This is a genomic window from Rahnella sp. BIGb0236 (assembly GCF_004364755.1).
GTDB classification, from domain to species: domain Bacteria; phylum Pseudomonadota; class Gammaproteobacteria; order Enterobacterales; family Enterobacteriaceae; genus Rahnella; species Rahnella victoriana.
Genome location: NZ_SOAO01000014.1, coordinates 35,424 through 59,208, shown reverse-complemented (window position 1 = coordinate 59,208; position 23,785 = coordinate 35,424). Strand labels below are relative to the sequence as shown.

Annotated in this window: 26 protein-coding genes; 15 read left to right on the top strand and 11 right to left on the bottom strand. The window is 55.3% G+C overall.

What is annotated here, in order from left to right; genetic code table 11:
- The first annotated feature begins 109 nt into the window (after positions 1–109).
- The 13 genes from fliF to fliR all read left to right on the top strand — a co-directional run bounded on the left by fliF (position 110) and on the right by fliR (position 11,374).
- Positions 110–1,828, top strand: a complete 1,719-nt coding sequence (fliF, locus tag EDF78_RS21515) for a flagellar basal-body MS-ring/collar protein FliF (protein WP_133823873.1) — start codon at positions 110–112, stop codon at positions 1,826–1,828.
- Positions 1,825–2,817 carry a flagellar motor switch protein FliG gene (gene fliG, locus EDF78_RS21510; RefSeq protein WP_015697557.1) on the top strand — a complete coding sequence of 331 codons (993 nt, stop codon included), beginning with the start codon at positions 1,825–1,827 and terminating at the stop codon, positions 2,815–2,817. Before fliF ends, fliG begins: the two co-directional genes overlap by 4 nt.
- Positions 2,810–3,571 (top strand): flagellar assembly protein FliH, encoded by a 762-nt coding sequence (gene fliH / locus EDF78_RS21505; RefSeq protein WP_133823872.1) that lies wholly within the window; start codon positions 2,810–2,812, stop codon positions 3,569–3,571. The genes fliG and fliH overlap by 8 nt, the downstream gene beginning before the upstream one ends.
- Complete coding sequence (gene fliI, locus EDF78_RS21500; protein WP_095922237.1) at positions 3,571–4,935, top strand: flagellar protein export ATPase FliI; 1,365 nt, start codon at positions 3,571–3,573, stop codon at positions 4,933–4,935. Before fliH ends, fliI begins: the two co-directional genes overlap by 1 nt.
- A gap of 18 nt (positions 4,936–4,953) precedes the next feature.
- On the top strand, positions 4,954–5,400 hold the full coding sequence (gene fliJ, locus EDF78_RS21495; protein ID WP_095922238.1) for a flagellar export protein FliJ: 447 nt from the start codon (positions 4,954–4,956) through the stop codon (positions 5,398–5,400).
- Positions 5,397–6,800, top strand: a complete 1,404-nt coding sequence (locus EDF78_RS21490; RefSeq protein WP_133823871.1) for a flagellar hook-length control protein FliK — start codon at positions 5,397–5,399, stop codon at positions 6,798–6,800. Before fliJ ends, EDF78_RS21490 begins: the two co-directional genes overlap by 4 nt.
- Positions 6,801–7,020: 220 nt before the next feature.
- Positions 7,021–7,521, top strand: coding sequence for a flagellar basal body-associated protein FliL (gene fliL, locus EDF78_RS21485; protein WP_095922240.1), 501 nt, complete (start codon positions 7,021–7,023; stop codon positions 7,519–7,521).
- A gap of 7 nt (positions 7,522–7,528) precedes the next feature.
- Positions 7,529–8,545 (top strand): flagellar motor switch protein FliM, encoded by a 1,017-nt coding sequence (gene fliM, locus EDF78_RS21480; protein WP_095922241.1) that lies wholly within the window; start codon positions 7,529–7,531, stop codon positions 8,543–8,545.
- Positions 8,538–8,954, top strand: coding sequence for a flagellar motor switch protein FliN (fliN, locus tag EDF78_RS21475; RefSeq protein WP_095922242.1), 417 nt, complete (start codon positions 8,538–8,540; stop codon positions 8,952–8,954). Before fliM ends, fliN begins: the two co-directional genes overlap by 8 nt.
- An 80-nt stretch (positions 8,955–9,034) precedes the next feature.
- Positions 9,035–9,391 carry a flagellar biosynthetic protein FliO gene (gene fliO, locus EDF78_RS21470; RefSeq protein WP_229921103.1) on the top strand — a complete coding sequence of 119 codons (357 nt, stop codon included), beginning with the start codon at positions 9,035–9,037 and terminating at the stop codon, positions 9,389–9,391.
- On the top strand, positions 9,388–10,152 hold the full coding sequence (fliP, locus tag EDF78_RS21465) for a flagellar type III secretion system pore protein FliP (protein ID WP_095922244.1): 765 nt from the start codon (positions 9,388–9,390) through the stop codon (positions 10,150–10,152). Before fliO ends, fliP begins: the two co-directional genes overlap by 4 nt.
- 166 nt (positions 10,153–10,318) lie before the next feature.
- Positions 10,319–10,588 (top strand): flagellar biosynthesis protein FliQ, encoded by a 270-nt coding sequence (fliQ, locus tag EDF78_RS21460; RefSeq protein WP_095925151.1) that lies wholly within the window; start codon positions 10,319–10,321, stop codon positions 10,586–10,588.
- 3 nt (positions 10,589–10,591) lie between these two features.
- A complete protein-coding gene (gene fliR, locus EDF78_RS21455; protein WP_119825013.1) occupies positions 10,592–11,374 on the top strand; it encodes a flagellar biosynthetic protein FliR in 783 nt (260 codons plus the stop codon).
- Positions 11,375–11,383: 9 nt separating this feature from the next.
- Here fliR and rlmC read toward each other — a convergent pair whose 3' ends face one another.
- From rlmC to nfsA, 9 genes are all read right to left on the bottom strand, one after another.
- Positions 11,384–12,514, bottom strand: coding sequence for a 23S rRNA (uracil(747)-C(5))-methyltransferase RlmC (rlmC, locus tag EDF78_RS21450; RefSeq protein ID WP_133823870.1), 1,131 nt, complete (start codon positions 12,512–12,514; stop codon positions 11,384–11,386).
- A gap of 84 nt (positions 12,515–12,598) precedes the next feature.
- Positions 12,599–13,045: a YbjO family protein gene (locus EDF78_RS21445; protein WP_095922247.1), complete on the bottom strand. Its 447-nt coding sequence runs from the start codon at positions 13,043–13,045 to the stop codon at positions 12,599–12,601.
- A 65-nt stretch (positions 13,046–13,110) separates the two neighbouring features.
- Complete coding sequence (gene potI / locus EDF78_RS21440; RefSeq protein ID WP_095922248.1) at positions 13,111–13,956, bottom strand: putrescine ABC transporter permease PotI; 846 nt, start codon at positions 13,954–13,956, stop codon at positions 13,111–13,113.
- Complete coding sequence (gene potH, locus EDF78_RS21435) at positions 13,953–14,906, bottom strand: putrescine ABC transporter permease PotH (RefSeq protein WP_095922249.1); 954 nt, start codon at positions 14,904–14,906, stop codon at positions 13,953–13,955. The genes potI and potH overlap by 4 nt, the downstream gene beginning before the upstream one ends.
- Before the next feature lie 12 nt (positions 14,907–14,918).
- Positions 14,919–16,052, bottom strand: coding sequence for a putrescine ABC transporter ATP-binding subunit PotG (gene potG, locus EDF78_RS21430; RefSeq protein ID WP_095922250.1), 1,134 nt, complete (start codon positions 16,050–16,052; stop codon positions 14,919–14,921).
- A gap of 268 nt (positions 16,053–16,320) precedes the next feature.
- A complete protein-coding gene (potF, locus tag EDF78_RS21425) occupies positions 16,321–17,430 on the bottom strand; it encodes a spermidine/putrescine ABC transporter substrate-binding protein PotF (protein ID WP_133823869.1) in 1,110 nt (369 codons plus the stop codon).
- 428 nt (positions 17,431–17,858) lie between these two features.
- On the bottom strand, positions 17,859–18,341 hold the full coding sequence (locus EDF78_RS21420) for a YbjN domain-containing protein (RefSeq protein WP_095922252.1): 483 nt from the start codon (positions 18,339–18,341) through the stop codon (positions 17,859–17,861).
- A 147-nt stretch (positions 18,342–18,488) separates the two neighbouring features.
- Entirely contained in the window at positions 18,489–19,391 is a 903-nt protein-coding gene (gene rimK / locus EDF78_RS21415) for a 30S ribosomal protein S6--L-glutamate ligase (RefSeq protein ID WP_131694311.1), read from the bottom strand.
- An 18-nt stretch (positions 19,392–19,409) separates the two neighbouring features.
- Positions 19,410–20,132: an oxygen-insensitive NADPH nitroreductase gene (gene nfsA / locus EDF78_RS21410; protein WP_133823868.1), complete on the bottom strand. Its 723-nt coding sequence runs from the start codon at positions 20,130–20,132 to the stop codon at positions 19,410–19,412.
- Between the two features lie 285 nt (positions 20,133–20,417).
- Here nfsA and EDF78_RS21405 point away from each other — a divergent pair, with 285 nt between their 5' ends.
- Positions 20,418–20,684, top strand: coding sequence for a GrxA family glutaredoxin (locus EDF78_RS21405; RefSeq protein ID WP_013575818.1), 267 nt, complete (start codon positions 20,418–20,420; stop codon positions 20,682–20,684).
- Between the two features lie 80 nt (positions 20,685–20,764).
- On the opposite strand, the gene ybjM is transcribed toward EDF78_RS21405, so the two are convergent.
- A complete protein-coding gene (gene ybjM, locus EDF78_RS21400) occupies positions 20,765–21,136 on the bottom strand; it encodes an inner membrane protein YbjM (RefSeq protein ID WP_133823867.1) in 372 nt (123 codons plus the stop codon).
- A 325-nt stretch (positions 21,137–21,461) separates the two neighbouring features.
- On the opposite strand from ybjM, the gene EDF78_RS21395 reads away from it, so the two are divergent.
- Positions 21,462–23,144 carry an aspartate:alanine antiporter gene (locus EDF78_RS21395; RefSeq protein ID WP_095922256.1) on the top strand — a complete coding sequence of 561 codons (1,683 nt, stop codon included), beginning with the start codon at positions 21,462–21,464 and terminating at the stop codon, positions 23,142–23,144.
- A 215-nt stretch (positions 23,145–23,359) separates the two neighbouring features.
- Here EDF78_RS21395 and EDF78_RS21390 read toward each other — a convergent pair whose 3' ends face one another.
- Complete coding sequence (locus tag EDF78_RS21390) at positions 23,360–23,725, bottom strand: bleomycin resistance protein (protein ID WP_133823895.1); 366 nt, start codon at positions 23,723–23,725, stop codon at positions 23,360–23,362.
- Positions 23,726–23,785: the final 60 nt, after the last annotated feature.

The window sequence follows — 23,785 nt, the reverse complement described above, 5'->3', positions numbered from 1 at the left end:
TGTATGGAGGACTGAAAAATGTCACGCTTCAACGATTGCGCACTTGGGAGTCTGTTTTGTTAAGAGACAACATGAACACCACCATTCAACAGCTAAATAGGGATCTTGTATGAGTTCCGCAATAGCCGGCGCAGAAAGCCCTCGAAGCGGTTTTACTGCGTTGCTTAATCGCCTGCGCGCCAACCCAAAAATTCCTATCGCCATCGCCGCTGCGGCCGCCGTGGCTATTGTTGTTGTCATGATGCTGTGGGCGAAGCAGCCTACCTATAAGGTGTTGTTTAGCAACCTCGGTGACCAGGATGGCGGTGCCATCGTCACGCAGCTTACCCAGATGAACATCCCTTATCAGTTTTCTGATAACGGCGGTGCTTTACTGATCCCGGCGGATAAAGTCTATGAAACCCGTCTGAAGCTGGCGGCGGCCGGTTTGCCGAAAGGTGGCGCGGTCGGCTTTGAGCTGATGGATCAGGAAAAATTCGGCATCAGCCAGTTCAGCGAGCAGATTAACTATCAGCGCGCGCTGGAAGGCGAACTTTCCCGCACCATCGAAACGCTGGGACCGGTGTCCAGCGCCCGTGTGCATTTAGCCATTCCAAAACCTTCTTTATTTGTCCGCGAACAGAAAAATCCTTCCGCGTCTGTGACCCTGAATCTGCAACCGGGTCGCGCGCTGGATGACGGTCAGATCAACGCCATCGTTTATATGGTGTCGAGCAGCGTATCCGGCTTACCGCCCGCTAACGTGACCGTGGTCGATCAGAGCGGACATCTGCTGACCCAGTCTGATAACAATGGCCGTGACCTTAACGCGTCTCAGCTGAAATACGCCAACGAAGTGGAAGGCCGTCTGCAACGCCGTATCGAATCCATTCTGCAACCGGTAGTGGGTAACGGGAACGTTCACGCCCAAATCACCGCGCAGATTGATTACGCCAGCCGCGAACAGACCGATGAGAACTACCAGCCAAACGGTTCGCCGGATAAAGCCGCGGTGCGTTCCCGTCAGCTGAGCACCAGCGATCAGATTGGCGGTTCAGCCGTCGGCGGTGTTCCGGGTGCGCTGAGCAACCAGCCGGCGCCGGCCGCGACGGCACCGGTGACCAATCCGCCAGCCGCCAATAATGCGAATAACGCCAACGGTGCGCAGAACCAGGCCGGTAACACCGCACAGAACAGCGCCACCAGCGCGAATTCAAACGTGCCGTCCAACCGCCGCCGTGATGAAACCACCAACTATGAAGTTGACCGTACGATCACCCATACCCAGCACAGTGCGGGCGCGGTACAGCGTCTGTCTGCGGCGGTGGTGGTTAACTATCAGGTCGGGACTGACGGTAAAGCCAAGCCGCTGACCGATGAGCAGTTGAAGAAAATTGATGATCTGGTACGCGAAGCGATGGGCTTCTCACAGGAACGTGGCGATACGCTGAACGTGGTGAATACACCGTTCAACGACGCGGCTGAAGATTCCGGTGAACTGCCATTCTGGAAACAACAGGCGTTCTTCGATCAGTTACTCAATGCAGGTCGCTGGTTACTGGTGCTGATTGTGGCCTGGCTGCTGTGGCGCAAGATGGTTCGTCCGATGCTGCGCAAACAGCAGGCGGAGAAAGATGCCGCCGCCGCTGCCGCCCTCGCTGCGTCCATGCCACAGCCTGAAGGCAGCAAGCCGGTCAAACTCAGCAATGACGAGCTGGAAAAACGTAAACGTTCACAACAGCGCGTCAGTGTTGAAGTTCAGACCCAACGTGTTCAGGAGCTGGCCGATAAGGATCCACGTATCGTCGCCCTGGTTATCCGCCAATGGATGAGTACCGAACAACCATGACTATGACCGGAACCGAAAAAAGCGCCATTTTGATGATCACGCTGGGTGAAGACCGCGCGGTGGAGGTGTTCAAGCACCTCTCCCCGCGCGAGGTACAGCAAATCAGTGGCGCGATGGCGAATATCCATCAGATTTCCAACAAGCAACTGGCCGAGGTGCTGAACGAGTTCGAAGACGAATCCGAGCAGTACGCCGCACTGAGCGTCAATACCAGCGAGTATCTGCGTGCGGTCCTGACCAAAGCCCTCGGCGAGGAGCGTGCGTCAAGCCTGCTGGAAGACATTCTGGAATCCCGCGAAACCACCAGCGGGATGGAAACGCTCAACTTTATGGAACCGCAGATGGCGGCCGATCTTATCCGCGACGAGCATCCGCAGATTATCGCCACCATCCTGGTGCACCTCAAACGCGGTCAGGCGGCAGATATTCTGGCGCTGTTCGACGAGCGTCTGCGCAACGATGTGATGCTGCGTATCGCCACCTTCGGCGGTGTCCAGCCAGCGGCGCTGGCGGAACTGACCGAAGTGCTGAACAACCTGCTCGACGGTCAGAACCTCAAGCGCGCGAAGATGGGCGGTGTTCGTACTGCGGCGGAAATCATCAACCTGATGAAAACCCAGCAGGAAGAAGCGGTTATCGAAGCGGTGCGTGGTTACGACGGCGAACTGGCCCAGAAAATTATCGACGAGATGTTCCTGTTCGAAAACCTGGTGGACGTGGACGACCGCAGTATCCAGCGCCTGTTGCAGGAAATCGAAGGCGAATCGTTACTGGTGGCATTGAAAGGGGCGGAACAACCGCTGCGCGACAAGTTCCTGCGCAACATGTCCCAGCGTGCGGCCGATATCCTGCGCGACGACCTGGCAAACCGCGGGCCGATGCGTATGTCTCTGGTCGAGAACGAACAGAAAGCAATCCTGCAGACGGTTCGCCGTCTGGCAGAGTCTGGCGAAATGATGGTTGGCGGCGGCGAGGATTCTTATGTCTGATTCTGAACACCCGGCACCGGAAAAGAAAACCGCTGAAGAACGCAATGCGGAGCGCATTAACGCCCTGCCGTGGCAACCCTGGAGACCGGGCGATCTGACGGTGCCGGTGTTCACCACGCCCGACGAACCTTTGCTGGCCGAAGGTGAGGAAGAGCAGGACGACGGGCAGCCCAAACTTCAGGTCGATCAGAATGAATTACTGAACCTGCAACGCCGTGCGGAACAGCAGGGTTTCCAGCAGGGTCAGGAAGCCGGTCAGAAACAAGGTTATGCCGCCGGTTTTCAGCAGGGGCTGGAAGCCGGTCAGCAACAGGGTTTGCAGGAAGGCCACCATCAGCAGGCTGTACTGACCGAACACTGGCAGAACATGGTGACCGATTTCCAGCAAACGCTGGACGCGCTGGACAGCGTGATCGCCTCACGTCTGATGCAGATGGCGCTGACGGCGGCCAAACAGATTATTGGTCAGGCGCCGATTTGTGACGGTTCAGCCCTGCTCAACCAGATCCAACAGCTGATCCAGCAGGAGCCGATGTTCAAAGGCAAACCGCAACTGCGCGTTAACCCGGCGGATTTCGAGCGTGTAGAACAACAACTCGGTGCCAGCCTGAGCATGAACGGCTGGCGTCTGCTGGCTGACAGCCAGATCCACAGCGGCGGTTGTAAAGTCAGCGCCGAAGACGGCGACATGGATGCGTCGCTGGCAACTCGCTGGCATGAGCTGTGCCGTCTCGCGGCACCGGGAGATCTCTGATGACCGCCCGCCTGAGCCGCCTGCTGAAAACGCTGGATGATGCGGAAAAGCGGATGTTGCGCACGCCGTCCGTCCGCCGTTACGGCCGTCTGACCCGTGCGACAGGTCTGGTGCTGGAAGCCACCGGTTTGCAGCTGCCGCTGGGCGCGACCTGTCTCATCGAGCGCCATGACGGGCCGGTAGTGCAGGAAGTCGAAAGTGAAGTGGTCGGTTTCAACGGCCAGAGCCTGTTCCTGATGCCACTGGAAGAAGTGGAAGGGATTTTGCCGGGCGCGCGGGTGTATGCCCGTATCGCCGCCGATGGCCAGACCGCCGGTAAACAATTGCCGCTCGGCCCGCAGTTGCTCGGTCGTGTGCTCGACGGCAGCGCCAAACCGCTCGATGGTTTACCGCCGCCGGATACCGGTTACCGCGCCGCGCTGATTACGCCACCGTTTAACCCGCTGCAACGGACCCCGATCACCGATGTGCTGGATGTCGGCGTGCGCGCCATTAACGCCCTGCTCACCGTCGGTCGCGGCCAGCGTATGGGCCTGTTCGCCGGTTCCGGCGTGGGTAAATCCGTCCTGCTCGGCATGATGGCGCGTTACACCAAAGCCGACGTGATCGTGGTCGGGCTGATTGGCGAACGTGGCCGTGAAGTGAAGGATTTTATCGAGAACATTTTAGGTGACGAAGGTCGCGCCCGTTCCGTGGTCATCGCGGCACCGGCTGACGTGTCGCCCCTTTTGCGTATGCAGGGTGCGGCTTACGCCACGCGTATCGCCGAAGATTTCCGCGATCGCGGTCAGCACGTGTTGCTGATCATGGATTCCCTGACCCGTTACGCCATGGCACAGCGTGAAATCGCCCTGGCGATCGGTGAGCCACCGGCCACCAAAGGCTACCCGCCTTCCGTCTTTGCCAAACTGCCTGCGCTGGTTGAACGCGCGGGTAACGGCATCAGCGGCGGCGGCTCGATCACCGCGTTTTATACCGTGCTGACCGAAGGCGATGACCAGCAGGATCCGATTGCTGACTCCGCCCGTGCCATCCTTGACGGTCACGTGGTGTTGTCCCGCCGGTTAGCCGAATCAGGGCATTATCCGGCCATCGATATTGAAGCGTCGATCAGCCGTGCCATGACCTCGCTTATCGACGACGCCCAGTACGGGCGCGTACGTCAATTTAAACAACTGTTGTCCAGCTACCAGCGCAACCGTGATCTGGTGAGCGTCGGCGCTTACGCCGCAGGCAGTGACCCGATGCTGGATCGCGCCATTAAGCTGTATCCGCAGATGGAGAACTTCCTGCAGCAGGACATCATGGAACGCAGCACTTACGAAGACGCCTGTCTGGAACTGAACATGTTGCTCCCGGGCTAATAACTGAAGGAAAGTCGAATGGAAAGCTCGTCACCATTGATCACCCTTTGTTCTCTGGCGCAAAAAGCGCTGGATCAGGCCACCAGTCATCTGGGCCAGATCAGGCAGTCGCACCATCAGGCGCAGGAACAGCTGACCATGCTGCTCAATTATCAGCGCGAGTACCGGGAGAAACTCAATTCCACCATGACTGACGGAATTGCAGCCAATACCTGGCAGAACTATCAGCAGTTTATCGGCACGCTGGAAGTGGCCATTGACCAGCACCGTAAACAGTTACAACAGTGGGATCAGCGGCTGAATGCGGCCGTCAACCAGTGGCAGGACAAGCAGCAGCGGCTGAATGCGTATCAGACGCTGCAAACCCGTGCCAGCGAGCAGCAACGTTCTCTGGAAAACAAGCTTGATCAAAAACAGAACGATGAGTTCGCCCAGCGCAGCGCACACAGGAAGAAACAACCATGAATCTGAACATTTTGCCTGCTGCCGTGACCACGGCAAAAACCACCGCCAGCGCGGCGACGGGCACGACGTCTTCTGCCACGTCAGCCACCGACCTGTCGACAATCGGTGAATCAACGACGGCATCGGCCACCACTCCCGCGACCTCAGATTTCGCCAGCCAGTTAGAAGCCCAGCTCGGCGCAAAACTGGATCCGAAACTGACCAGCACATTAGCCAAACTCGGCCAGCAGATCACCGCCAAAGGCGAAACCGTGGATAAAGCCACGCTGACGCAGGCGGTGGAAGTCGGTGAAAAAGACGGCAGTCTGATGCTCGATGACTCAGACCTGAGCAAAATGATCGCCGCCATTCAGATCCTACCCAACGGCAGCCTGAAAGGCGCTGACGCGGCGGCGGTAAAAAATACCGCGCTGAGTGATAAAGACAAAGACAGCAAAACTGACGATACCAGTGCCCTGCCGATCCAGGCGTTGTTCGCGCAACTGGCCGCTCAGCAGCAACCGGCACAGCAGATCCAGACTGCCTCTGCCGTGGCGACACAAACGGCATCTGACGGCGCGACCGGCAGTGATAAGAAAAGCACACTGCTGGCCGGACTGACGGCCTCCTCGTTGCTGACCGGTGATGATAAAACGGCAGCGGTGACGGATACCGATCCGAAAGCCGCTGCTGCGGCCTCCGGCAATGCCGCCGCGAATTCCGCGCAGCACGCCGCCAGTAAAGCCGCCGCCACCGACACCCCTGATTTCAGCAGTGCGCTGGCATCAATGAGTGCGGCGACAGGGAATGCCGCCGCGTTGCAGCAAACCGACAGCCGCACGCTGGATAACAGCACACAGGCACTCAGTCAGCTGAATACCGCAGCGGTCGCCGTGTCTTCTGCGCCGGTGTCTACCACACCGACCACCACCAGCGCCGTGACGGCGCCATCGACGCCGTTACTGAATGCGCAGCTGGGCACGCCGGAATGGCAGCAACAGCTCGGTCAGCAGGTATTAATGTTCAACCGTCAGGGACAACAGACCGCTCAGCTGCGTCTGCACCCTGAAGATCTGGGTTCCATCCAGATCAGCATGAAAATCGAAAACAACCAGGCGCAGCTGCACTTTGTGTCCGGTCACAGCGGCGTGCGTTCCGCGATTGAAGCCGCCATGCCGGAGCTTAAAACCGCACTGGCCGATAACGGCATTAGTCTGGGTCAGAGCAGCGTCGGCAGCGACAGTTCGCAGTGGCAACAGGCGCAGCAGCAAAGCGGACAGTCCGGCTCACAGCAAGGCAGCGCAGCAAGCTGGGCAGCCTTTAATTCCGGTAACAACGTCTCCGCCAGTGACGCCCTGCCGGTACCGGCCTCTCTCGCTTCACGGGTCAGCGGCAACAACAGCGTGGATATTTTCGCCTGACCACGGGTGAACAAATGTGCATCAACGCTGGCTAAATTGTTTCAGAAAATTGCAGACGGTCAGTTCTCCCTTAATTCAAACGGCAGAGCTGACCTTATTTACCCCGCCTATTCTGACTATTGAACAACGGGATAAGCGGGATAATCATTCTCAGAATTGACTCAGCAGAAGGGTGCTCCTCACGCCACTCTGCGCATACTTACAGGAAATCGCCTCATCCATGTCTGACTCTGCTCTCTCGGCGTCGCGTAAGAAAAAGCGGCCGTTAATGATGATTCTGCTGTTACTCATTGCCATCGGAGCCTGTGGTGCGGCCGGTTACGCCTGGTGGATGTTGCACAAGCAACAATCCGGAAATGGAACACAAACAGCAGAAGTGAAAAAGAATGAACCGCCTGCCGCGCCGATTTTCCTGGCGCTGGATACCTTCACCGTTAACCTGCAAACGCCGGATAACGATCCGGACCGCGTGCTGTATATCGGCCTGACCCTGCGCCTGCCGGATGAAACAAACCGGGCTACGCTGACAGAATACCTGCCAGAAGTTCGCAGCCGTCTGCTGTTGCTGCTGTCCCGTCAGAAAACGACGGACCTCGCCAGCGAAGCCGGTAAACAACAACTGGTGCAGGACATCAAACAGGTTCTGGACGCGCCACTGGTCAAAGGTCAGCCCCCACAGGTGATCAACGACGTGCTTTTCACTGCTTTCATACTGCGATAAACAAATTATGGGCGACAGCATACTTTCACAGGCCGAGATCGACGCGCTGCTCAATGGCGACAGTGACAGTGCAAGCGACACTGACGCTGCTGCAAAGACCGCCGCGTCTGATGACGGTGTAAAACCTTTTGACCCCACGACGCAACGTCGCGTTGTTCGTGAGCGGTTGCAGGCGCTGGAAATCATTAACGAGCGTTTCGCCCGTCATTTCCGCATGGGGCTGTTCAACCTGTTGCGCCGCAGCCCGGACATCACCGTAGGGCCGATTAAAATCCAGCCTTACCATGAGTTTGCCCGTAACCTGCCGGTGCCAACCAACCTGAACCTGATCCACCTGAAGCCTTTGCGCGGTACGGCGCTGTTTGTGTTCGCACCGAGCCTGGTCTTTATCGCCGTGGATAACCTGTTCGGCGGCGACGGCCGTTTCCCGACCAAAGTCGAAGGACGCGAATTTACCCATACCGAACAGCGGGTGATTAAACGCATGCTCACGCTGGCACTCGATGCCTACGAAGATGCCTGGAGCGGCGTTTACAAGCTGAGCGTGGAATATGTGCGTGCGGAATTACAGATCAAGTTCACCAACATCACCTCTTCGCCGAACGATATCGTGGTCACCACGCCGTTCCACGTGGAAATCGGTGCGCTGAGCGGTGACTTCAACATCTGTATTCCGTTCAGCATGATTGAACCGTTACGCGAGTTACTGACCAATCCGCCGGTCGAGAACTCCCGTCATGAAGAAAGTCAGTGGCGCGAAAACCTGGTCAGTCAGGTTCAGCAGTCAGAACTGGAACTGGTGGCGAATTTTGTCGAAATCCCGCTGCGTTTGTCTCAGATCCTGAAACTGCAACCGGGCGATGTCCTGCCGATTGAAAAGCCGGATCGTCTGATTGCCCACGTCGATGGCGTTCCGGTACTGACCAGTCAGTACGGCACCCTAAACGAACAATACGCCCTGCGCGTTGAACATTTGATCAACCCAATTTTAAATTCTCTAGATGAGGAACAGCCCCATGAGTGACACTAATAAACCGTCTGACGCCGGATCGGATAACGTTGACGATTTATGGGCTGATGCGTTTAACGAACAACAATCTGCGGGCGGCGCCAAGACGTCCACCGACGGTGTGTTCGCCGCGCTGGGTGCCCAGGACGGAACCGGCAGTTTGCAGGATATCGACATGATCCTCGATATTCCGGTGAAACTGACCGTGGAATTAGGCCGCACGAAAATGACCATCAAAGAACTGCTGCGTCTTTCGCAGGGTTCCGTGGTGGCGCTGGACGGTCTGGCCGGTGAGCCGCTGGATATCCTGATCAACGGTTACCTGATTGCTCAGGGTGAAGTGGTGGTGGTCGCCGATAAATACGGCGTGCGTATCACTGACATCATCACGCCGTCCGAACGTATGCGTCGTCTGAGCCGCTGATGAGCCAGAATGCCGCGACGGATTCTCCGTACATTTCCGGCCCGGCAAACCATGCCACCACGCAGGCTGCGCCTCAGGCCATGCCTGCCGGTTCCGTGCTGACGCAAGTCAGTACCGTGCTGGGCGGCATTCTGCTGCTGATCCTGTTTATCGGCTGGATCGTGAAGCGCGCCGGTTTCGCACCGCAATCGAAACATAACAAACTGCTGAAAGTGTCCGCCAGTGTTCAGGTCGGTCGCAGCGAAAAAGTGGTGATTGTCGAAGTCGAAAATACCTGGCTGGTGCTGGGCGTGACGGCACACAACATCACCCCGCTGCACACCCTGAGCGCACCTCCGGCTGAACAACCGCCTGAATCAGGCCATCCGAATCACGCGCCCGCTGATTTCCGTCAGCTGATGCAGAAAATGTTGAAACGTCCGGGAAAGCAGGCATGACTCAGTCCGTCGTGAAGAAAGTAATCAACTCCGCCCTTACCGTTTGCCTGCCGCTGCTGCTGTTCATCAGCCCTTCGGCGTTCGCACAACTGCCGGGGATCATCAGCCAGCAGATGTCTAACGGGGCACAAAACTGGTCACTGCCGATCCAGACGCTGGTGTTTATCACCACGCTGACGCTGTTACCGGCGATGCTGCTGATGTGTACCAGTTTTACCCGCATCATTATCGTACTGGGTTTGCTGCGAAACGCGCTGGGAACGCCTTCCGCGCCGCCAAACCAGGTGCTGCTCGGCCTGGGGCTGTTTCTGACCTTCTTCGTGATGGCTCCGGTTTTCGACAAGATTTACAGCGATGCCTACCAGCCGTTTTCTGAAAACAAAATTACCATGCAGGAAGCGATGGACAAAGGCGCGCAGCCGTTACGCCAGTTTATGCTGCGCCAGACCCGTGAAAGCGACCTTGCACTGTATGCGCGACTGGCCAACATCCCGCCACTGGCCGGGCCGGAAGCCGTACCGATGCGTATTTTGCTGCCCGCTTACGTCACCAGCGAGCTGAAAACCGCATTCCAGATTGGCTTCACCGTATTCATCCCGTTCATGATTATCGACCTGGTGGTCGCCAGCGTCCTGATGGCACTGGGGATGATGATGGTGCCACCGGCGACCATCTCACTGCCGTTCAAGCTGATGCTGTTCGTGCTGGTCGATGGCTGGCAACTGCTGCTCGGATCACTGGCGCAGAGTTTTTACAGTTAATTCAAAACGCAAAACTTAATGGGCGTTTTTGCTCCTCCCCCTGCGAAGGGGGAGGCCGGGAGGGGGTTTTACAGGCAACTTAAAATTCTGAGCTGCTATTCATACCCCACCCCAACCCTCCCCTTCGCAGCGGAGGGAGTTGACCGTCTTCTTTTACGAGAATCTTATGACTCCTGAATCGGTAATGGCACTGGGTAACGAGGCGATGAAAGTGGCATTAGCCGTTGCTGCGCCTTTATTGCTGGCCGCGCTGGTGACCGGGCTTATCGTCAGCCTGTTGCAGGCGGCGACACAGATCAACGAACAAACGCTGTCCTTCATCCCGAAAATTCTGGCCGTTGTCGCCACTATCGTGATTGCAGGCCCGTGGATGCTGAATCTGCTGCTCGATTACATCCGCACGTTGTTCTCCAACCTGCCCTACATCATCGGGTAATCTATGGTTTCCTTCGACAGCACCCAGTTAGCCGGCTGGCTGAGCATGTATTTCTGGCCCCTGCTGCGAATTCTGGCGCTGATCAGCACCGCCCCTATCACCAGCGAGAAATCGGTGCCTAACCGGGTCAAACTCGGGCTTGGCATGATGATTACTTTTCTGATCGCACCGTCCCTGCCGCCGGTGGAAACGCCGATTTTCTCCACGCCCGCGCTGTGGCTGGCGATGCAGCAAATCATGATCGGTACCGCGTTAGGCATCACCATGCAACTGGCGTTTGCCGCCATCCGTATGGCCGGTGAGATCATGGGATTGCAGATGGGGATTTCCTTCGCGACGTTCTATGACCCGAGCAACCGTCTCAACACCCCGCTGCTGGCGCAGTTTTTAAACCTGCTGGCGGTGTTGCTGTTCCTGAGTTTTAACGCCCATTTGTGGCTGATTTCCCTGCTGGCAGACAGTTTCCATACCCTGCCCATCAGTCTGAATCCGGTGAACGCGGAAGGATTTATGGCGGTCGCCAAAGCCGGCAGCATTGTGTTCAGCGGCGGCATGATGCTGGCGTTACCGATTGTGACGTTGCTGCTGACCCTCAACATGGCGCTGGGCTTGTTAAACCGCATGACGCCTCAGCTTTCCGTTTTCGTGATCGGTTTCCCGCTGACGCTCAGCATCGGCATTCTGGCCATCAGTCTGATGATGCCGATGCTCGCGCCATTCAGCGAGCATCTGTTCAGTGAAATTCTGGATAAGATTGTGCTGATCGTGAATCAGCTGGCGGGCTGACGGACAGGCTTAACACCGGACCAGCAGTGCCATCACTTCGTAATGCGCGGTATGCGGGAACATGTCGAAAAGCTGGACACGCAGGATGTGATAATCCGGCAGTAACGCCAGATCCTGCGCCATGGTTTTAGCGTTACAGCTTGAATAAAGAATGGTGTCGGGCGCCATGTGGCTCAGGTACTCACACAACGCTTTGCCGATGCCGCGACGTGGCGGATTCACCAGCACCAGATCCGGCACCTCGCCTTTGCCGGTGGCAAAACCGGTGGAATCCAGCGCCTGAAACTCTACGTTTTGCAGCCCCAGACGCGCCGCCGATTCCTTCGCGCAGGCAATGGCTTCGGCGCTGATTTCGATACCGGTCAGTTTCATCTGCGGCGTTGTGCAGTGCAGACCAAAACCGCCGACGCCGCAGAACAAATCCCACATACTGTGAATATCACCCCGCGCCCTCACCCAGTCCCGCGCCGTAGCGTAGAGTTTTTCAGCCACCACAGGATTGGTCTGGAAGAAACTCTGCGGGCGGATAAACAGCGGCACATGGTTAAAGTCTTCTTCCAGCCGCTGAACCTCTGTCAGAGGGATTTCGGTGTCGCCTTCGAGGATCGCCATATGCACCGGCTGGATATTGGCGGAAATCACGGTCAACTGCGGCAACTGCTGTTGCAGCCATGGCAGCGCGGCACGCAGTTGCGCCAGTTTGGTGTCTGAGCGCAGCACAAAGCGCAGCATCATGCCGCCGTCTTTCTGGCTTTCTGTCAGCAGAAGGAATTTCAGTTCGCCGCGTTTACGCGCCACGTGATAAGGCGTCAGACCGGCGCGGGCGATGAAGGTTTTGAGCACGGAAAACACCGCAGGGAAGCTGGCCGGATACAGCGGGCAATCACACAAATCTACCGGCGTACCGTCACGATGCAACATGCCCAGCAACGGACGCTCCACGCTGCCGCTGACCACCATTTTGGCTTTATTGCGAAACGCACTTTCCGGGCCGGTGACCGGTTCACACCACTCACCCACAGGCAAATCGGACAGCAGATCACTGAGATCTTGCTGCTTGTCGGCTAACTGTTGTGAATAAGGTTTGTCGAGCCACTGGCAGGAACGGCAGGTTCCTGCGGTGTAAAGTGCGCAATGCATGAAAATGTTCCGGTCATCGAATGCTGGGAAAAACTGGCGCGCAGTTTATCACTGCGCGGCGGGAAAGGCTCATGTACGTCGTGGCTATTTGTTACGGGAGAAGTATCTGCGGCTGCTGGCGGGCAGATATAACAACAGCAACACCACGATATCAGGGATTTTTTGCATCAGCAGCGAAGAGAGAAACTCGCCCTGTGTTTCAACGTTAAAGCGAAAGATACGCGGCCCGAACCAGTCGAATGACGCCAGCATCATGTAGCCGACCACAATCACCTGACAGCCGATAAATGCCCGACGTCCCCAGCGGCGGGCGCGCATCATCGCATACGCGGCACGGCATTCGATCAGAACAATCAGCAGGCTCGCCAGCATGATGAAGCAGTTCAGCCAGGATTCTGCACTGACCTCGATAAAACTCATCAGCCCTGAAAAGCCCATCGCATCGAACAATAAAATGAATTCCAGACAGCGTGTGGCGACAATCGCCGACGCGCCGATCATGACGGGAACAGGGATAAATGCCAGTTTCATAAATCCGTTTGGGCTCTCCATTTACCTTCAGGGCGGAAAAATCCGCCCTGACATTATCTTTAAATTTAAGCGCGTTGTGCGCGCTGAATTTCCTTTCTTCTCTGCTTTTCCGCCCGCGCCATAAACCACCAGGCAATCATACCAATGATGCCCACTACCAGCAGGATCAGTGTCGCCAGTGCGTTGATTTCAGGGTTGACGCCCATACGCACGCTGGCAAACACCAGCATCGGTAAGGTCGTCGAGCCGGGTCCGGCGACGAAACTGGCAATAACCAGATCGTCGAGCGACAAGGTAAACGCCAGCAGCCAGCCGGAAATCAGCGCCGGTAAAATCATCGGCAACGTGATAATGAAGAACACTTTCAGCGGCGCGGCACCTAAATCCATCGCGGCTTCTTCAATCGAGCGGTCCAGTTCACGCAGGCGCGCCGACACCACCACGGCAACGTACGCACTACAAAACGTCACGTGCGCCAGCCAGATGGTGAACATGCCGCGTTCCGCAGGCCAGCCGAAGGTGTGCCCCATCGCCACAAACAACAACAACAACGCCAGACCGGTAATGACATCGGGCATGACCAGCGGCGCGGTCAGCATGAACGCAAACCCGGTTGAACCGCGGAAACGCCGGAAACGCACCATCACCACCGCAGCGAGCGTGCCGACAATCACCGCCATGGTCGCCGCTGCCGTCGCAATCGAAAGACTCATGCCGACGGCACTGATCATCGCTGAATCATGGAAAAGCTGAGTATACCAGCGGGTAGACCAGCCCGCCCAGACCGTTACCAGCTTCGAGCTGTTGAATGAGTAAATAACCAGCATCAGCATCGGGGCGTACAAAAACGTAAAGCCGAGCACCAGAATAAGAATTCGCCACGGCGAACGGACAACCGGTAACTGATTCATTCTTTCTCTCCCAGCTCTTTGTTTTGGTATTTCTGGAACCACAGAATGGGCATGATCAGCAGCAACAGCATGACCACCGCCACCGCTGAAGCCACCGGCCAGTCGCGGTTGTTAAAGAATTCCTGCCACAGCACACGGCCAATCATATTGCTGTCCGGCCCGCCGAGCAGCTCCGGGATCACGTATTCCCCGACCGCCGGAATAAAGACCAGCATCGAACCGGCGATAATGCCGCCTTTGGTCAGCGGCATTATCACTTTGAAGAAGGTTTTCATCGGACGCGCACCGAGATCCTGCGCCGCTTCCACCAGCGAGTAATCCATACGGGTCAGCGCGGTATAAATCGGCAGCACCATAAACGGCAGATAGGAGTACACAATGCCGATATACACGGCCAGATTGGTATGCAGGATCACCAGCGGCTGGTCGATCACATGCAGCCAGAGCAGAACGTTATTCAGCACGCCGTTGTCTTTGAGAATGCCAATCCAGGCATAGACGCGGATCAGGAACGATGTCCACGACGGTAAAATCACCAGCAACAGCAGGATATTGCGCGTCGAGGTGCGGCTGTGCGCCACCGCCCATGCCAGCGGATAACCGATCAGCAGGCAAAGCACTGTGGAAATCGCCGCCACTTGCAGCGATTGCAGATAGGCATCGATATACAGCGGATCCTGCGTCAGCCCGATGTAGTTGGCAATGTTGAGCGCGATATCCAGCATACCGTCTGACCAGGTGACCAGATCGGTATACGGCGGGATCGCGCGCGCCATTTCGGCGAAACTGATTTTAAAGACAATCAGGAACGGCAGTAAAAACAGCAGCAGGAACCACACCAGCGGCAGCAGGATCACCAGCTTGCGGCCATGACGCTGTTGCAGACGCCCGGTGAAGGCTTTGAATCCGCCCGGAGGTTTGCTGGCCGGTTGTTCGGAGATCACAGACATTTTCATCCCCCCTTAAACAGTCAGCACGACACAGCTGTCGGCTTCCCAGCACAGGCGCACTTCGTCGCCCCAGGTTGGCATGCCTTTGCGGAAACGGTGACCGTTCTGCAATTGCGCGGTAATCATCTGACCGCTGTGCAGCCGGACGTGATAAATCGACAGGTCGCCGAGATACGCAATGTTGACCACTTCGCCGACCGCGAAGTTACAGCCGTCCTGCGGCACCTCTTCGCACAGCATGATTTTTTCCGGACGCAGCGCAACGAACACCGGCACGCCGTCCACCACCGACACGTCCGGATCGACTTTCAGGGGATGCTTCAGCCCCGGCGAAGTCAGTACCAGTGCATCGTCCAGACGTTCTTTCAGCACGCCTTCAAATACGTTCACCGAGCCGATAAATTCGGCACTGAAACGGCTGGTCGGATGCTCATAGATTTCTTCCGGCTCGCCGATTTGCACGAATTTGCCGCGGTTCATGATGGCAATGCGCCCGGCCATGGTCATCGCTTCTTCCTGATCGTGCGTGACCATTACGCAGGTCGCGCCAACACGCTCAAGAATATCCACCACTTCCAGTTGCATACGGTCACGCAGCTTTTTATCCAGCGCGCCCATCGGTTCGTCGAGGAGTAATAACTTTGGCCGTTTCGCCAGACTGCGCGCTAATGCCACGCGCTGACGCTGACCGCCGGAAAGCTGATGCGGCTTACGTTTGGCGTATTCCTGCATATGCACCAGCGTCAGCATTTCGGCCACGCGGCTTTTGATTTCCGCCGATGGCAGTTTGTCCTGCTTGAGGCCGAAGGCGATGTTCTGCTCCACGGTCATGTGCGGGAACAGCGCGTAGGACTGGAACATCATATTGATCGGCCGCTGATACGGCGGCACCTGCGACAGGTCAACCCCATCCAGGACGATTTGTCCCTGCGTCGGCGGCTCAAAACCGGCCAGCATACGCAACAGCGTGGATTTCCCACAGCCGGACGCGCCGAGCAGTGCGAAAATCTCGCCCTTATAAATGGTCAGGCTCACATCATCGACGGCGGCCTGACCATCAAAAGATTTGGTCAGATTGCGGATCTCCAGTAAAGGCGTGAAACCCTTCTGGGACTTAGGCTGCGGGCGGGGGATAGCGTCGTTCACTCAGAGAAATCTCCGGTATCAGAAAAAAAGCAGTTCAAATAAGCATAACAGTCAGGGGGAAAAGTGCCTGATCTCTATGCCCAAAATACAGCCGGAAGCAAAACGTCAGCGGCCCCGCCATCAATAAGCGGAGCCGCGTTAACGATACTCAAAATCATTCTGGTTGCATCAAGGCGGCAAGTGAGCAAGTCCCCGGGAGCTGACACAAGTCAGTGACCGGGGCGCGTTCACGCAGCCAACGCAGAAGCAGCCTGAAGGATGAAGAGTATTACTTGCCGGTTTTGACCTTGGTCCACGAACGGGTGATAACCCGGTCGATCTTCGGATCCTGCACTTTCAGGGTGAAGAGTTTCGCCTGCACATCCGCCGGTGGATAAATGCCCGGGTTGTTGCGCACCTCTTCGTTCACCAGTGGCGTCGCGGCTTTGTTGCCGCTGGCGTAGTAAACGGTGTTACTGATTTGCGCGATCACTTTCGGTTCCATCAGGTAGTTGAGGAACTGATAGGCTTCATCGAGGTTTTTCGCATCCGCCGGAATAGCAAACACGTCGAAGAAGGCCAGCGCCCCTTCTTTCGGAATGCTGTACGCCACGTTCACGCCATTTTTCGCTTCTTTCGCGCGGTTTGACGCCTGCATGACATCGCCTGCCCAGCCGATCGCCACACAGATATCGCCGTTCGCCAGATCGTTAATGTACTGGGAAGAGTGGAAATAACGGATGTTCGGACGCAATTTCAGCAGCAGATCGTTGGCCGCACCGGTGTAATCGGACGCTTTGGTGCTGTTCGGATCCAGATGCAGGTAATTGAGCACCGTGGCATAGATTTCCGCCGGTGCATCAAGGAATGACACGCCGCAGCTTTTCAGTTTCTCAAGGTTTTCAGGCTTGAGCACCAGATCCCAGCTGTCTACCGGCGCATCTTTACCGAGAATGGCTTTCACTTTATCGACGTTATAGCCGATACCGGTGGTCGCCCACAGATAAGGGATAGCGTATTTGTTGCCCGGATCATGTTGCGCCACCATCTTCAGCAGATCAGGATCCATATTTTTGTAATTAGGCAGTTTGCTCTTGTCGAGTGGCTGGAAGACGCCTGCCGCCAGCTGACGCTCAAGGAAACTGGCCGATGGCACCACCAGGTCGAAACCGGTGCTGCCTGCCATCAGTTTGCCTTCCAGCACTTCGTTGGAGTCAAAGACGTCGTAAACCACTTTAATGCCGGTTTCCTTCTGGAAATCAGGCACGGTATTTGGCGCGATATAATCGGACCAGTTATAGATATGCAGCGTTTTTTCTTCCGCAGACGCTGTGACGGACGCAGCCATGACCAGGCCGGCGACAACACCCGATAACCACTTTTTACGCAGGGTGAACATCCGTTACTACCTCCAAGACAGGGAATATAAAATTGAATTTGTATCACTGAGACTGATACAAAACCTTTCACACAAAGCCAACTGTCCTCCACGACATGTGCATAGACATTCAATGTTGGCGCATACGCTGCCTGCGAATTAACCGTTTGGTTTTACGACGTAATCACGCGTGATGCAGAGTCAGAAGAATAGCGCCTGCAACCCCTGCGTACCAGCCTCCTGAGACAAAACCGGCGTTTATCGATTAATTATGCAGATTTGGTCTATACCGTCTGGCATTTTGCCTTTTAACAAAGTGAAATATCTGGCAACACGGGCGTCAAGGCAGCATAACTTATGGCGAAAGCGAATAAAGGCAGCGGAGCCGCAATAAACACGGCTCGCAGGAAAGGATCTTCAGAGGGGAATAACGAACAGCCGGGTCAGGCTTAATGCAACAGCGGCAGGTTCACGGATGTCACCGGAACCCCTTCTTCTTCATCGCCGAGAAACAGCAGGTCATTGGCATGTGCTTCGAGAATAATCATCGACATCTGCTCTTCTGCTTGTTGCAGGAAGAAGGCAAACTGCTCTTCGGTCACGCCCACGGCGATGGTCAGCGACTGGCAGACAATCAGTTTTGGCAGATTATCATCCTGAATATCCACGAACGCTTTGATGGTCAGCGAGCTGGCATTAATCGAGCTTAAATCCGCCACCAGCGGGATCAGCGCCGTCGGTTTTACTTCGGCCAGCGCAGAGAACAAAATCACGTTGTCGACGATATCGAGTTTGGCATCAAAAATGCCATCAAAATTCTGCATATGCGGCAAATGGAGAGCCTGACAGGAATCACACTCGAAAAAAGAGATGCCCAGCTGATCCAGCCAGCGCCGCAGCAGCGCCAAATCAGGGACGATGAGCGAATCCATAAAATGCCTCACGAGTTCAACACAACGAAAAAAACAAACCCTTCGCAACGCCGTCAGCATTACGAAGGGGTTATAGCTTACGGAATATTACTGCCCGGCGCTACGATCAATAGCGGATTGATGGTGATTAACGCGGTGAAATAAGATTTAGCCGCCGGATTTCAGACGAAATCCCGGCCGCGCTCTATGCTCAATATAGTCGATCATCATCCCGGCGATATCGAGGCCGGTGGTGGTTTCAATCCCTTCCAGCCCCGGCGACGCATTGACCTCCATCACCAGCGGCCCGCGATGCGCGCGCAGGATATCGACACCTGCGACATCCAGCCCGAGGGTCAGCGCCGCTTTGATGGCAATATCTTTCTCTTCCGGGGTAATTTTAACGTTGCTGGCCGTGCCGCCACGATGCAGGTTGGAGCGGAAATCACCCGGCTTGGCCTGCCGTTCAATGGCCGCCACCACTTTTTTACCCACCACCAGACAACGGATGTCGCGCCCTTCGGCTTCGCGGATATATTCCTGCACCAGAATATGCGCATTCAGCCCGCGAAAGGCATCAATCACGCTTTCCGCCGCCTGACGGGTTTCCGCCAGCACCACGCCGATACCCTGCGTGCCTTCCACCAGTTTCACCACCAGCGGCGCACCACCGACCAGCGCAATCAAATCGGACGTGTCATCAGGGGCATTGGCAAATCCGGTGATCGGTAAATCAATACCTTCGCGCGCCAGAATCTGCATTGAGCGCAATTTATCGCGCGCGCGGGTGATCGCCACCGATTCGTTCAGCGGAAAACTGCCCAGCATCTCGAACTGGCGCAACACGGCGGTGCCATAAAAGGTAATCGCAGAGCCGATTCGCGGGATCACGGCATGGTATTTATCCAGTTGCCGCCCGCGATAATGCACGCTTGGCGCGGCGGGATTGATATTCATATAGCAGGACAAAGGATCGATGATGTCGATCTCATGGCCGCGGGACTCCGCCGCTTCTTTCAGGCGCTTACACGAATACAAAGACCCGTCACGGGAAAGAATTGCAATTTTCATCCGACACTCCGTCGCCGATTAGCGTGTTGCCCAGCCTTGCTTGTGCAGTGCGTCCAGCATAAACGGACGCTGTTCCTTTTTCAGTGTACGCATGATCAGATCACTCCAGGTATCGCGACGGGCATTGCTGTCGCGCTGAAGATAATACTGACTTAATTGTTCGTCATAGTCCGCCAGCACCGCTTTATCGACCGGTTGATAGGCGTTTTCATGCACCAGCAATGACTGCGGCATACGCGGTTTAACCTGATGATCCTGCGCCGGTGTGCCGATGCAAAAACCGAACAGCGGCATGACAAATTTCGGCAATTTCAGCAGATTCACCACATCGTCGACCTGATTACGTATCCCGCCGATAAACACACCGCCCAGACCGAGCGATTCTGCGGCGGTCATGGCATTTTGCGCCATCAGCGCGGTATCCACACTGCCGAGCAGCAGTTGTTCCGCCAGCCCCAGTTCCGCTTCCGGGTTAATCTGCCAGTTACGGTTGAAATCGGCGCAAAAGACCCAAAATTCTGCAGCACTGGCGACATATTTTTGTCCGCCGGTGTACTGCACCAGCGTTTCACGCAGCGCAGGATCGGTGATCCGGATAATAGAAGAACATTGCAGGAAGCTGGACGTGGAAGCGGCCTGAGCGGCGGCGATAATGGCTTCGCGCTGCTCATCGGATACCGGCTGGTCGGTAAAGGCACGAATGGAGCGGTGTGAGCGCAGAAGATCGATAGTCGGCGTCATTTAAAAATTCCTGAACGGTAGCGGTAAATAAAAACAGTCGTCCCAATCATTCATGCTGTGAGCACTGTTTGCAAGGATTGTGGCATCAATAGCTGTAACAATGTGCGGCGGCTAAAAATGACTGCCGGTTCATTTAGATAGGTCAAAGGTATCGGACTGACAGGTAATTCCTGCTTTTTTTTATGGTTTGCAACAGGCATAGTAGCGACATCAAAAAGGTGATGTGGATAACAAAAACGACACTCCCCTTTCATTTATCTCGTTGGCATTAACAAAGGAGTCTCCATGTTTGCAGTAATTTTCGGGCGTCCTGGCTGTCCTTATTGTGTACGCGCTAAAGAGTTGGCTGAAAAACTGACTGAAGAACGTGATGATTTCAACTTCCGTTACATCGACATCCATGCGGAAGGCATCACTAAAGCCGACCTGGAAAAAACCGTGGGCAAACCGGTAGAAACGGTTCCACAGATTTTCCTCGATCAGAAACACATCGGCGGTTGCACTGATTTTGAAGCCTATGCCAAAGAGCATCTGGCGTTGTTCAGCAACTGATCCGCAAAAAAATAAAGACTGACACACAGCAAAAAGGCGCTCACTGAGCGCCTTTTTTATTGCCCCGACCTCATCATCTGTCAGTGTTGCCTGAACTGCCGGTAAGCGATGACCAGCAGTTGCACCAGTATGGCTCCCAGAACACACCAAAATATCGCGCTGGTGGCATAAGCCAGCTCCTGAACCAGCGGACGAACGCGCGGGTAAAACGCCATGCGCAATAAAAAACAAACAGGAATGGACACCAGCCCGCCGACAAAAGACGAGAATATCGCCGAATCACGGGAAATCAGCGACGCAATCACCCCCGGGATCATAAATAATAACAGGCCGTATTCTGGCCCCGGCGCGACATCTCTAACAATAATCCAACCATTTTTTAATAAAAGAAATATAATTAAGAATATTATGCAACAAATTAACGGGGCTACCACTTTTCGCCAAATTGCCATTTTACTTCCTCCTTAAAGTTGGCGAGATTTACAGGTTATCTGCAGCACAAATGTGTTCTTTCTTACCTGTCGGAGCCTTCTGGCTCACTTCCCTGAGGTGTCACGCACTCCCGCGAAACACAAAAAAAGCTTTCAGAAGATTTATACGGGGTTTTCTCTGGCTGAACCGGCGTTCTGTGACTAAAATGACGCCCGAAACCCGCTTTTCCACTCCACCTGATTCAGTGACCGAAAGTGTCAGCAAGAGTAGGAATATTCCGGTTCTGAATTTATCCTTTACATTCTCCTATATCAAGAATTTGTTGGTAAACAATAAGTTATCCTTGTGAATATAAACGTCGCTAGTTTGTTAAACGGGAATTACATCCTGTTATTATTTGTGGTTTTGGCACTGGGTTTATGCCTGGGGAAAATTCGCCTGGGTTCCGTCCAGCTCGGAAATTCTATTGGCGTATTAGTGGTTTCCCTTCTGCTGGGTCAGCAGCATTTCAGTATTAATACGGAAGCGCTCAACCTCGGCTTTATGCTGTTTATTTTTTGTGTCGGCGTCGAAGCCGGACCCAACTTTTTTTCCATTTTCTTCCGGGACGGCAAAAATTACTTCATGCTGGCACTGGTGATGGTCGGCAGCGCCATGTTGCTGGCGCTCGGATTGGGCAAAGCGTTCGGCTGGGATATCGGTCTTACCGCCGGTATGCTCGCGGGTTCGATGACCTCGACGCCGGTTCTGGTCGGTGCCGGAGACACGCTGCGTAACACCATGGGCGGCAATAAGCTGCTCGGCCCTGAACTGGACAACCTGAGTCTGGGCTACGCCCTGACCTATCTCATCGGTCTGGTCAGCCTGATTTTCGGCGCACGCTATCTGCCGAAGCTGCAACATCAGGATTTACCGACCAGCGCCCAGCAAATCGCCCGCGAACGGGGTCTGGATACCGACAGCAAACGCAAAGTCTATCTGCCTGTGATCCGCGCCTACCGCGTCGGACAGGAACTGGTGGCATGGGCCGACGGCAAAAACCTGCGCGAACTGGGCATTTACCGCCAGACCGGTTGTTACATCGAACGTATCCGCCGTAACGGCATTCTGGCGACGCCGGACGGTGACGCAGTCTTGCAGGTCGGTGACGAAATCTCGCTGGTCGGTTATCCGGACGCGCATTCACGTCTCGACCCGAGTTTCAGAAACGGTAAGGAAGTTTTCGACCGCGACCTGCTGGACATGCGTATCGTGACCGAAGAAGTGGTGGTCAAGAATAACCACGCGGTCGGCAAACGTCTGAGTCAGCTGAACCTGACCGATCAGGGTTGTTTCCTTAACCGCGTGATCCGCAGCCAGATTGAAATGCCGATTGACGACAGCATCGTCCTCAATAAAGGGGATGTGTTGCAGGTCAGCGGCGACGCCAAACGCGTGAAAAGCGTGGCAGAGCGCATCGGGTTTATCTCGGTTCACAGTCAGCTCACCGATTTGCTGGCCTTCTGCGCCTTCTTTATTGTCGGCCTGATGATTGGGCTTATCACCTTCCAGTTTAAAAACTTCAGCTTTGGCATTGGGAACGCGGCGGGTCTGCTGTTCGCCGGTATCATGCTTGGCTTCCTGCGGGCCAACCACCCTACTTTCGGTTATATCCCGCAGGGCGCGCTGAACATGGTGAAAGAGTTTGGCCTGATGGTGTTTATGGCCGGTGTCGGTCTGAGTGCTGGCGCGGGCATCAATAACGGGCTTGGCGCGGTCGGCGGCCAGATGCTGGTTTCCGGTCTGATAGTCAGCCTGGTGCCGGTGGTGATTTGCTTTATCTTCGGTGCCTACGTGCTGCGCATGAACCGCGCATTATTGTTCGGCGCGATCATGGGCGCACGAACCTGTGCTCCGGCGATGGAAATCATCAGTGACACCGCGCGCAGTAACATTCCGGCACTCGGTTATGCAGGAACCTACGCGATTGCTAACGTATTGCTGACGCTCGCCGGTACGCTGATCGTCATCATCTGGCCCGGCGCGTAACGTAACTCATTGAACTGTAATGTGGCAAAAAAAAATCAATAATTTTTTTAATTTTTTGCCACATCGCGCGAACTTTTAAAGTTAGCCAGAGTCTTAATTAGTGCCACTGCTTTTCTTTGAAGTCCCCAAATTTGGAGAGCCCGTCAATCCCGCCTCGTTAGGTTCAAGATTGCCGGGTTTTTTCTTTTCTGCTTTTGAAACTCCCCCCGACTGACCTATTTCTCATTCTCAATCACCCGCACCAGCGTGCCGTCGATATCGATCATTGCGCCCATTCTCAATCCGAAAGGCTGCATTTTTGGCAGATGAATGCACGGATGAGATTTCTTATCCTGCCCTATTCCGGCGGCAATAAACGCATCGAAAAATTCATCGGCATTATCAACACGCAGACAGCAGCTGAACCAGCTTGTGAGCGGATCAAGATCTGTGTGCAGGAAGAATTCCAGCGTGAGGGTGCCGCGGGTCATGATCAGCCAGCCGTCATCGACATAGGTGGTGGAGAAACCAAAACTGCTATAAAAACATTGGGTTTCTTCGAAATTACGGGAAGGAAGATTGGGTGTGGCGTAATCGGTCATGGCGGCTCCGTGCGTCAGATGCGAATGATACGTATACGCCATGATGCCTGAGCGGAGATG

Bases quoted from the DNA above. Each gene is read 5' to 3' on its own strand.
- nfsA (WP_133823868.1), bottom strand. From the start codon at position 20,132: ATGACGCCGACTATCGATCTTCTGCGCTCACACCGCTCCATTCGTGCC.
- rlmC (WP_133823870.1), bottom strand. From the start codon at position 12,514: ATGCATTGCGCACTTTACACCGCAGGAACCTGCCGTTCCTGCCAGTGG.
- fliM (WP_095922241.1), top strand. From the start codon at position 7,529: ATGGGCGACAGCATACTTTCACAGGCCGAGATCGACGCGCTGCTCAAT.
- fliH (WP_133823872.1), top strand. From the start codon at position 2,810: ATGTCTGATTCTGAACACCCGGCACCGGAAAAGAAAACCGCTGAAGAA.
- EDF78_RS21405 (WP_013575818.1), top strand. From the start codon at position 20,418: ATGTTTGCAGTAATTTTCGGGCGTCCTGGCTGTCCTTATTGTGTACGC.
- potF (WP_133823869.1), bottom strand. From the start codon at position 17,430: ATGTTCACCCTGCGTAAAAAGTGGTTATCGGGTGTTGTCGCCGGCCTG.
- rimK (WP_131694311.1), bottom strand. From the start codon at position 19,391: ATGAAAATTGCAATTCTTTCCCGTGACGGGTCTTTGTATTCGTGTAAG.
- fliJ (WP_095922238.1), top strand. From the start codon at position 4,954: ATGGAAAGCTCGTCACCATTGATCACCCTTTGTTCTCTGGCGCAAAAA.
- fliI (WP_095922237.1), top strand. From the start codon at position 3,571: ATGACCGCCCGCCTGAGCCGCCTGCTGAAAACGCTGGATGATGCGGAA.
- fliG (WP_015697557.1), top strand. From the start codon at position 1,825: ATGACTATGACCGGAACCGAAAAAAGCGCCATTTTGATGATCACGCTG.
- fliF (WP_133823873.1), top strand. From the start codon at position 110: ATGAGTTCCGCAATAGCCGGCGCAGAAAGCCCTCGAAGCGGTTTTACT.
- EDF78_RS21490 (WP_133823871.1), top strand. From the start codon at position 5,397: ATGAATCTGAACATTTTGCCTGCTGCCGTGACCACGGCAAAAACCACC.
- fliN (WP_095922242.1), top strand. From the start codon at position 8,538: ATGAGTGACACTAATAAACCGTCTGACGCCGGATCGGATAACGTTGAC.
- fliO (WP_229921103.1), top strand. From the start codon at position 9,035: ATGCCTGCCGGTTCCGTGCTGACGCAAGTCAGTACCGTGCTGGGCGGC.
- EDF78_RS21390 (WP_133823895.1), bottom strand. From the start codon at position 23,725: ATGACCGATTACGCCACACCCAATCTTCCTTCCCGTAATTTCGAAGAA.
- fliL (WP_095922240.1), top strand. From the start codon at position 7,021: ATGTCTGACTCTGCTCTCTCGGCGTCGCGTAAGAAAAAGCGGCCGTTA.
- EDF78_RS21420 (WP_095922252.1), bottom strand. From the start codon at position 18,341: ATGGATTCGCTCATCGTCCCTGATTTGGCGCTGCTGCGGCGCTGGCTG.
- fliQ (WP_095925151.1), top strand. From the start codon at position 10,319: ATGACTCCTGAATCGGTAATGGCACTGGGTAACGAGGCGATGAAAGTG.
- EDF78_RS21445 (WP_095922247.1), bottom strand. From the start codon at position 13,045: ATGAAACTGGCATTTATCCCTGTTCCCGTCATGATCGGCGCGTCGGCG.
- ybjM (WP_133823867.1), bottom strand. From the start codon at position 21,136: ATGGCAATTTGGCGAAAAGTGGTAGCCCCGTTAATTTGTTGCATAATA.
- fliR (WP_119825013.1), top strand. From the start codon at position 10,592: ATGGTTTCCTTCGACAGCACCCAGTTAGCCGGCTGGCTGAGCATGTAT.
- potH (WP_095922249.1), bottom strand. From the start codon at position 14,906: ATGTCTGTGATCTCCGAACAACCGGCCAGCAAACCTCCGGGCGGATTC.
- potI (WP_095922248.1), bottom strand. From the start codon at position 13,956: ATGAATCAGTTACCGGTTGTCCGTTCGCCGTGGCGAATTCTTATTCTG.
- fliP (WP_095922244.1), top strand. From the start codon at position 9,388: ATGACTCAGTCCGTCGTGAAGAAAGTAATCAACTCCGCCCTTACCGTT.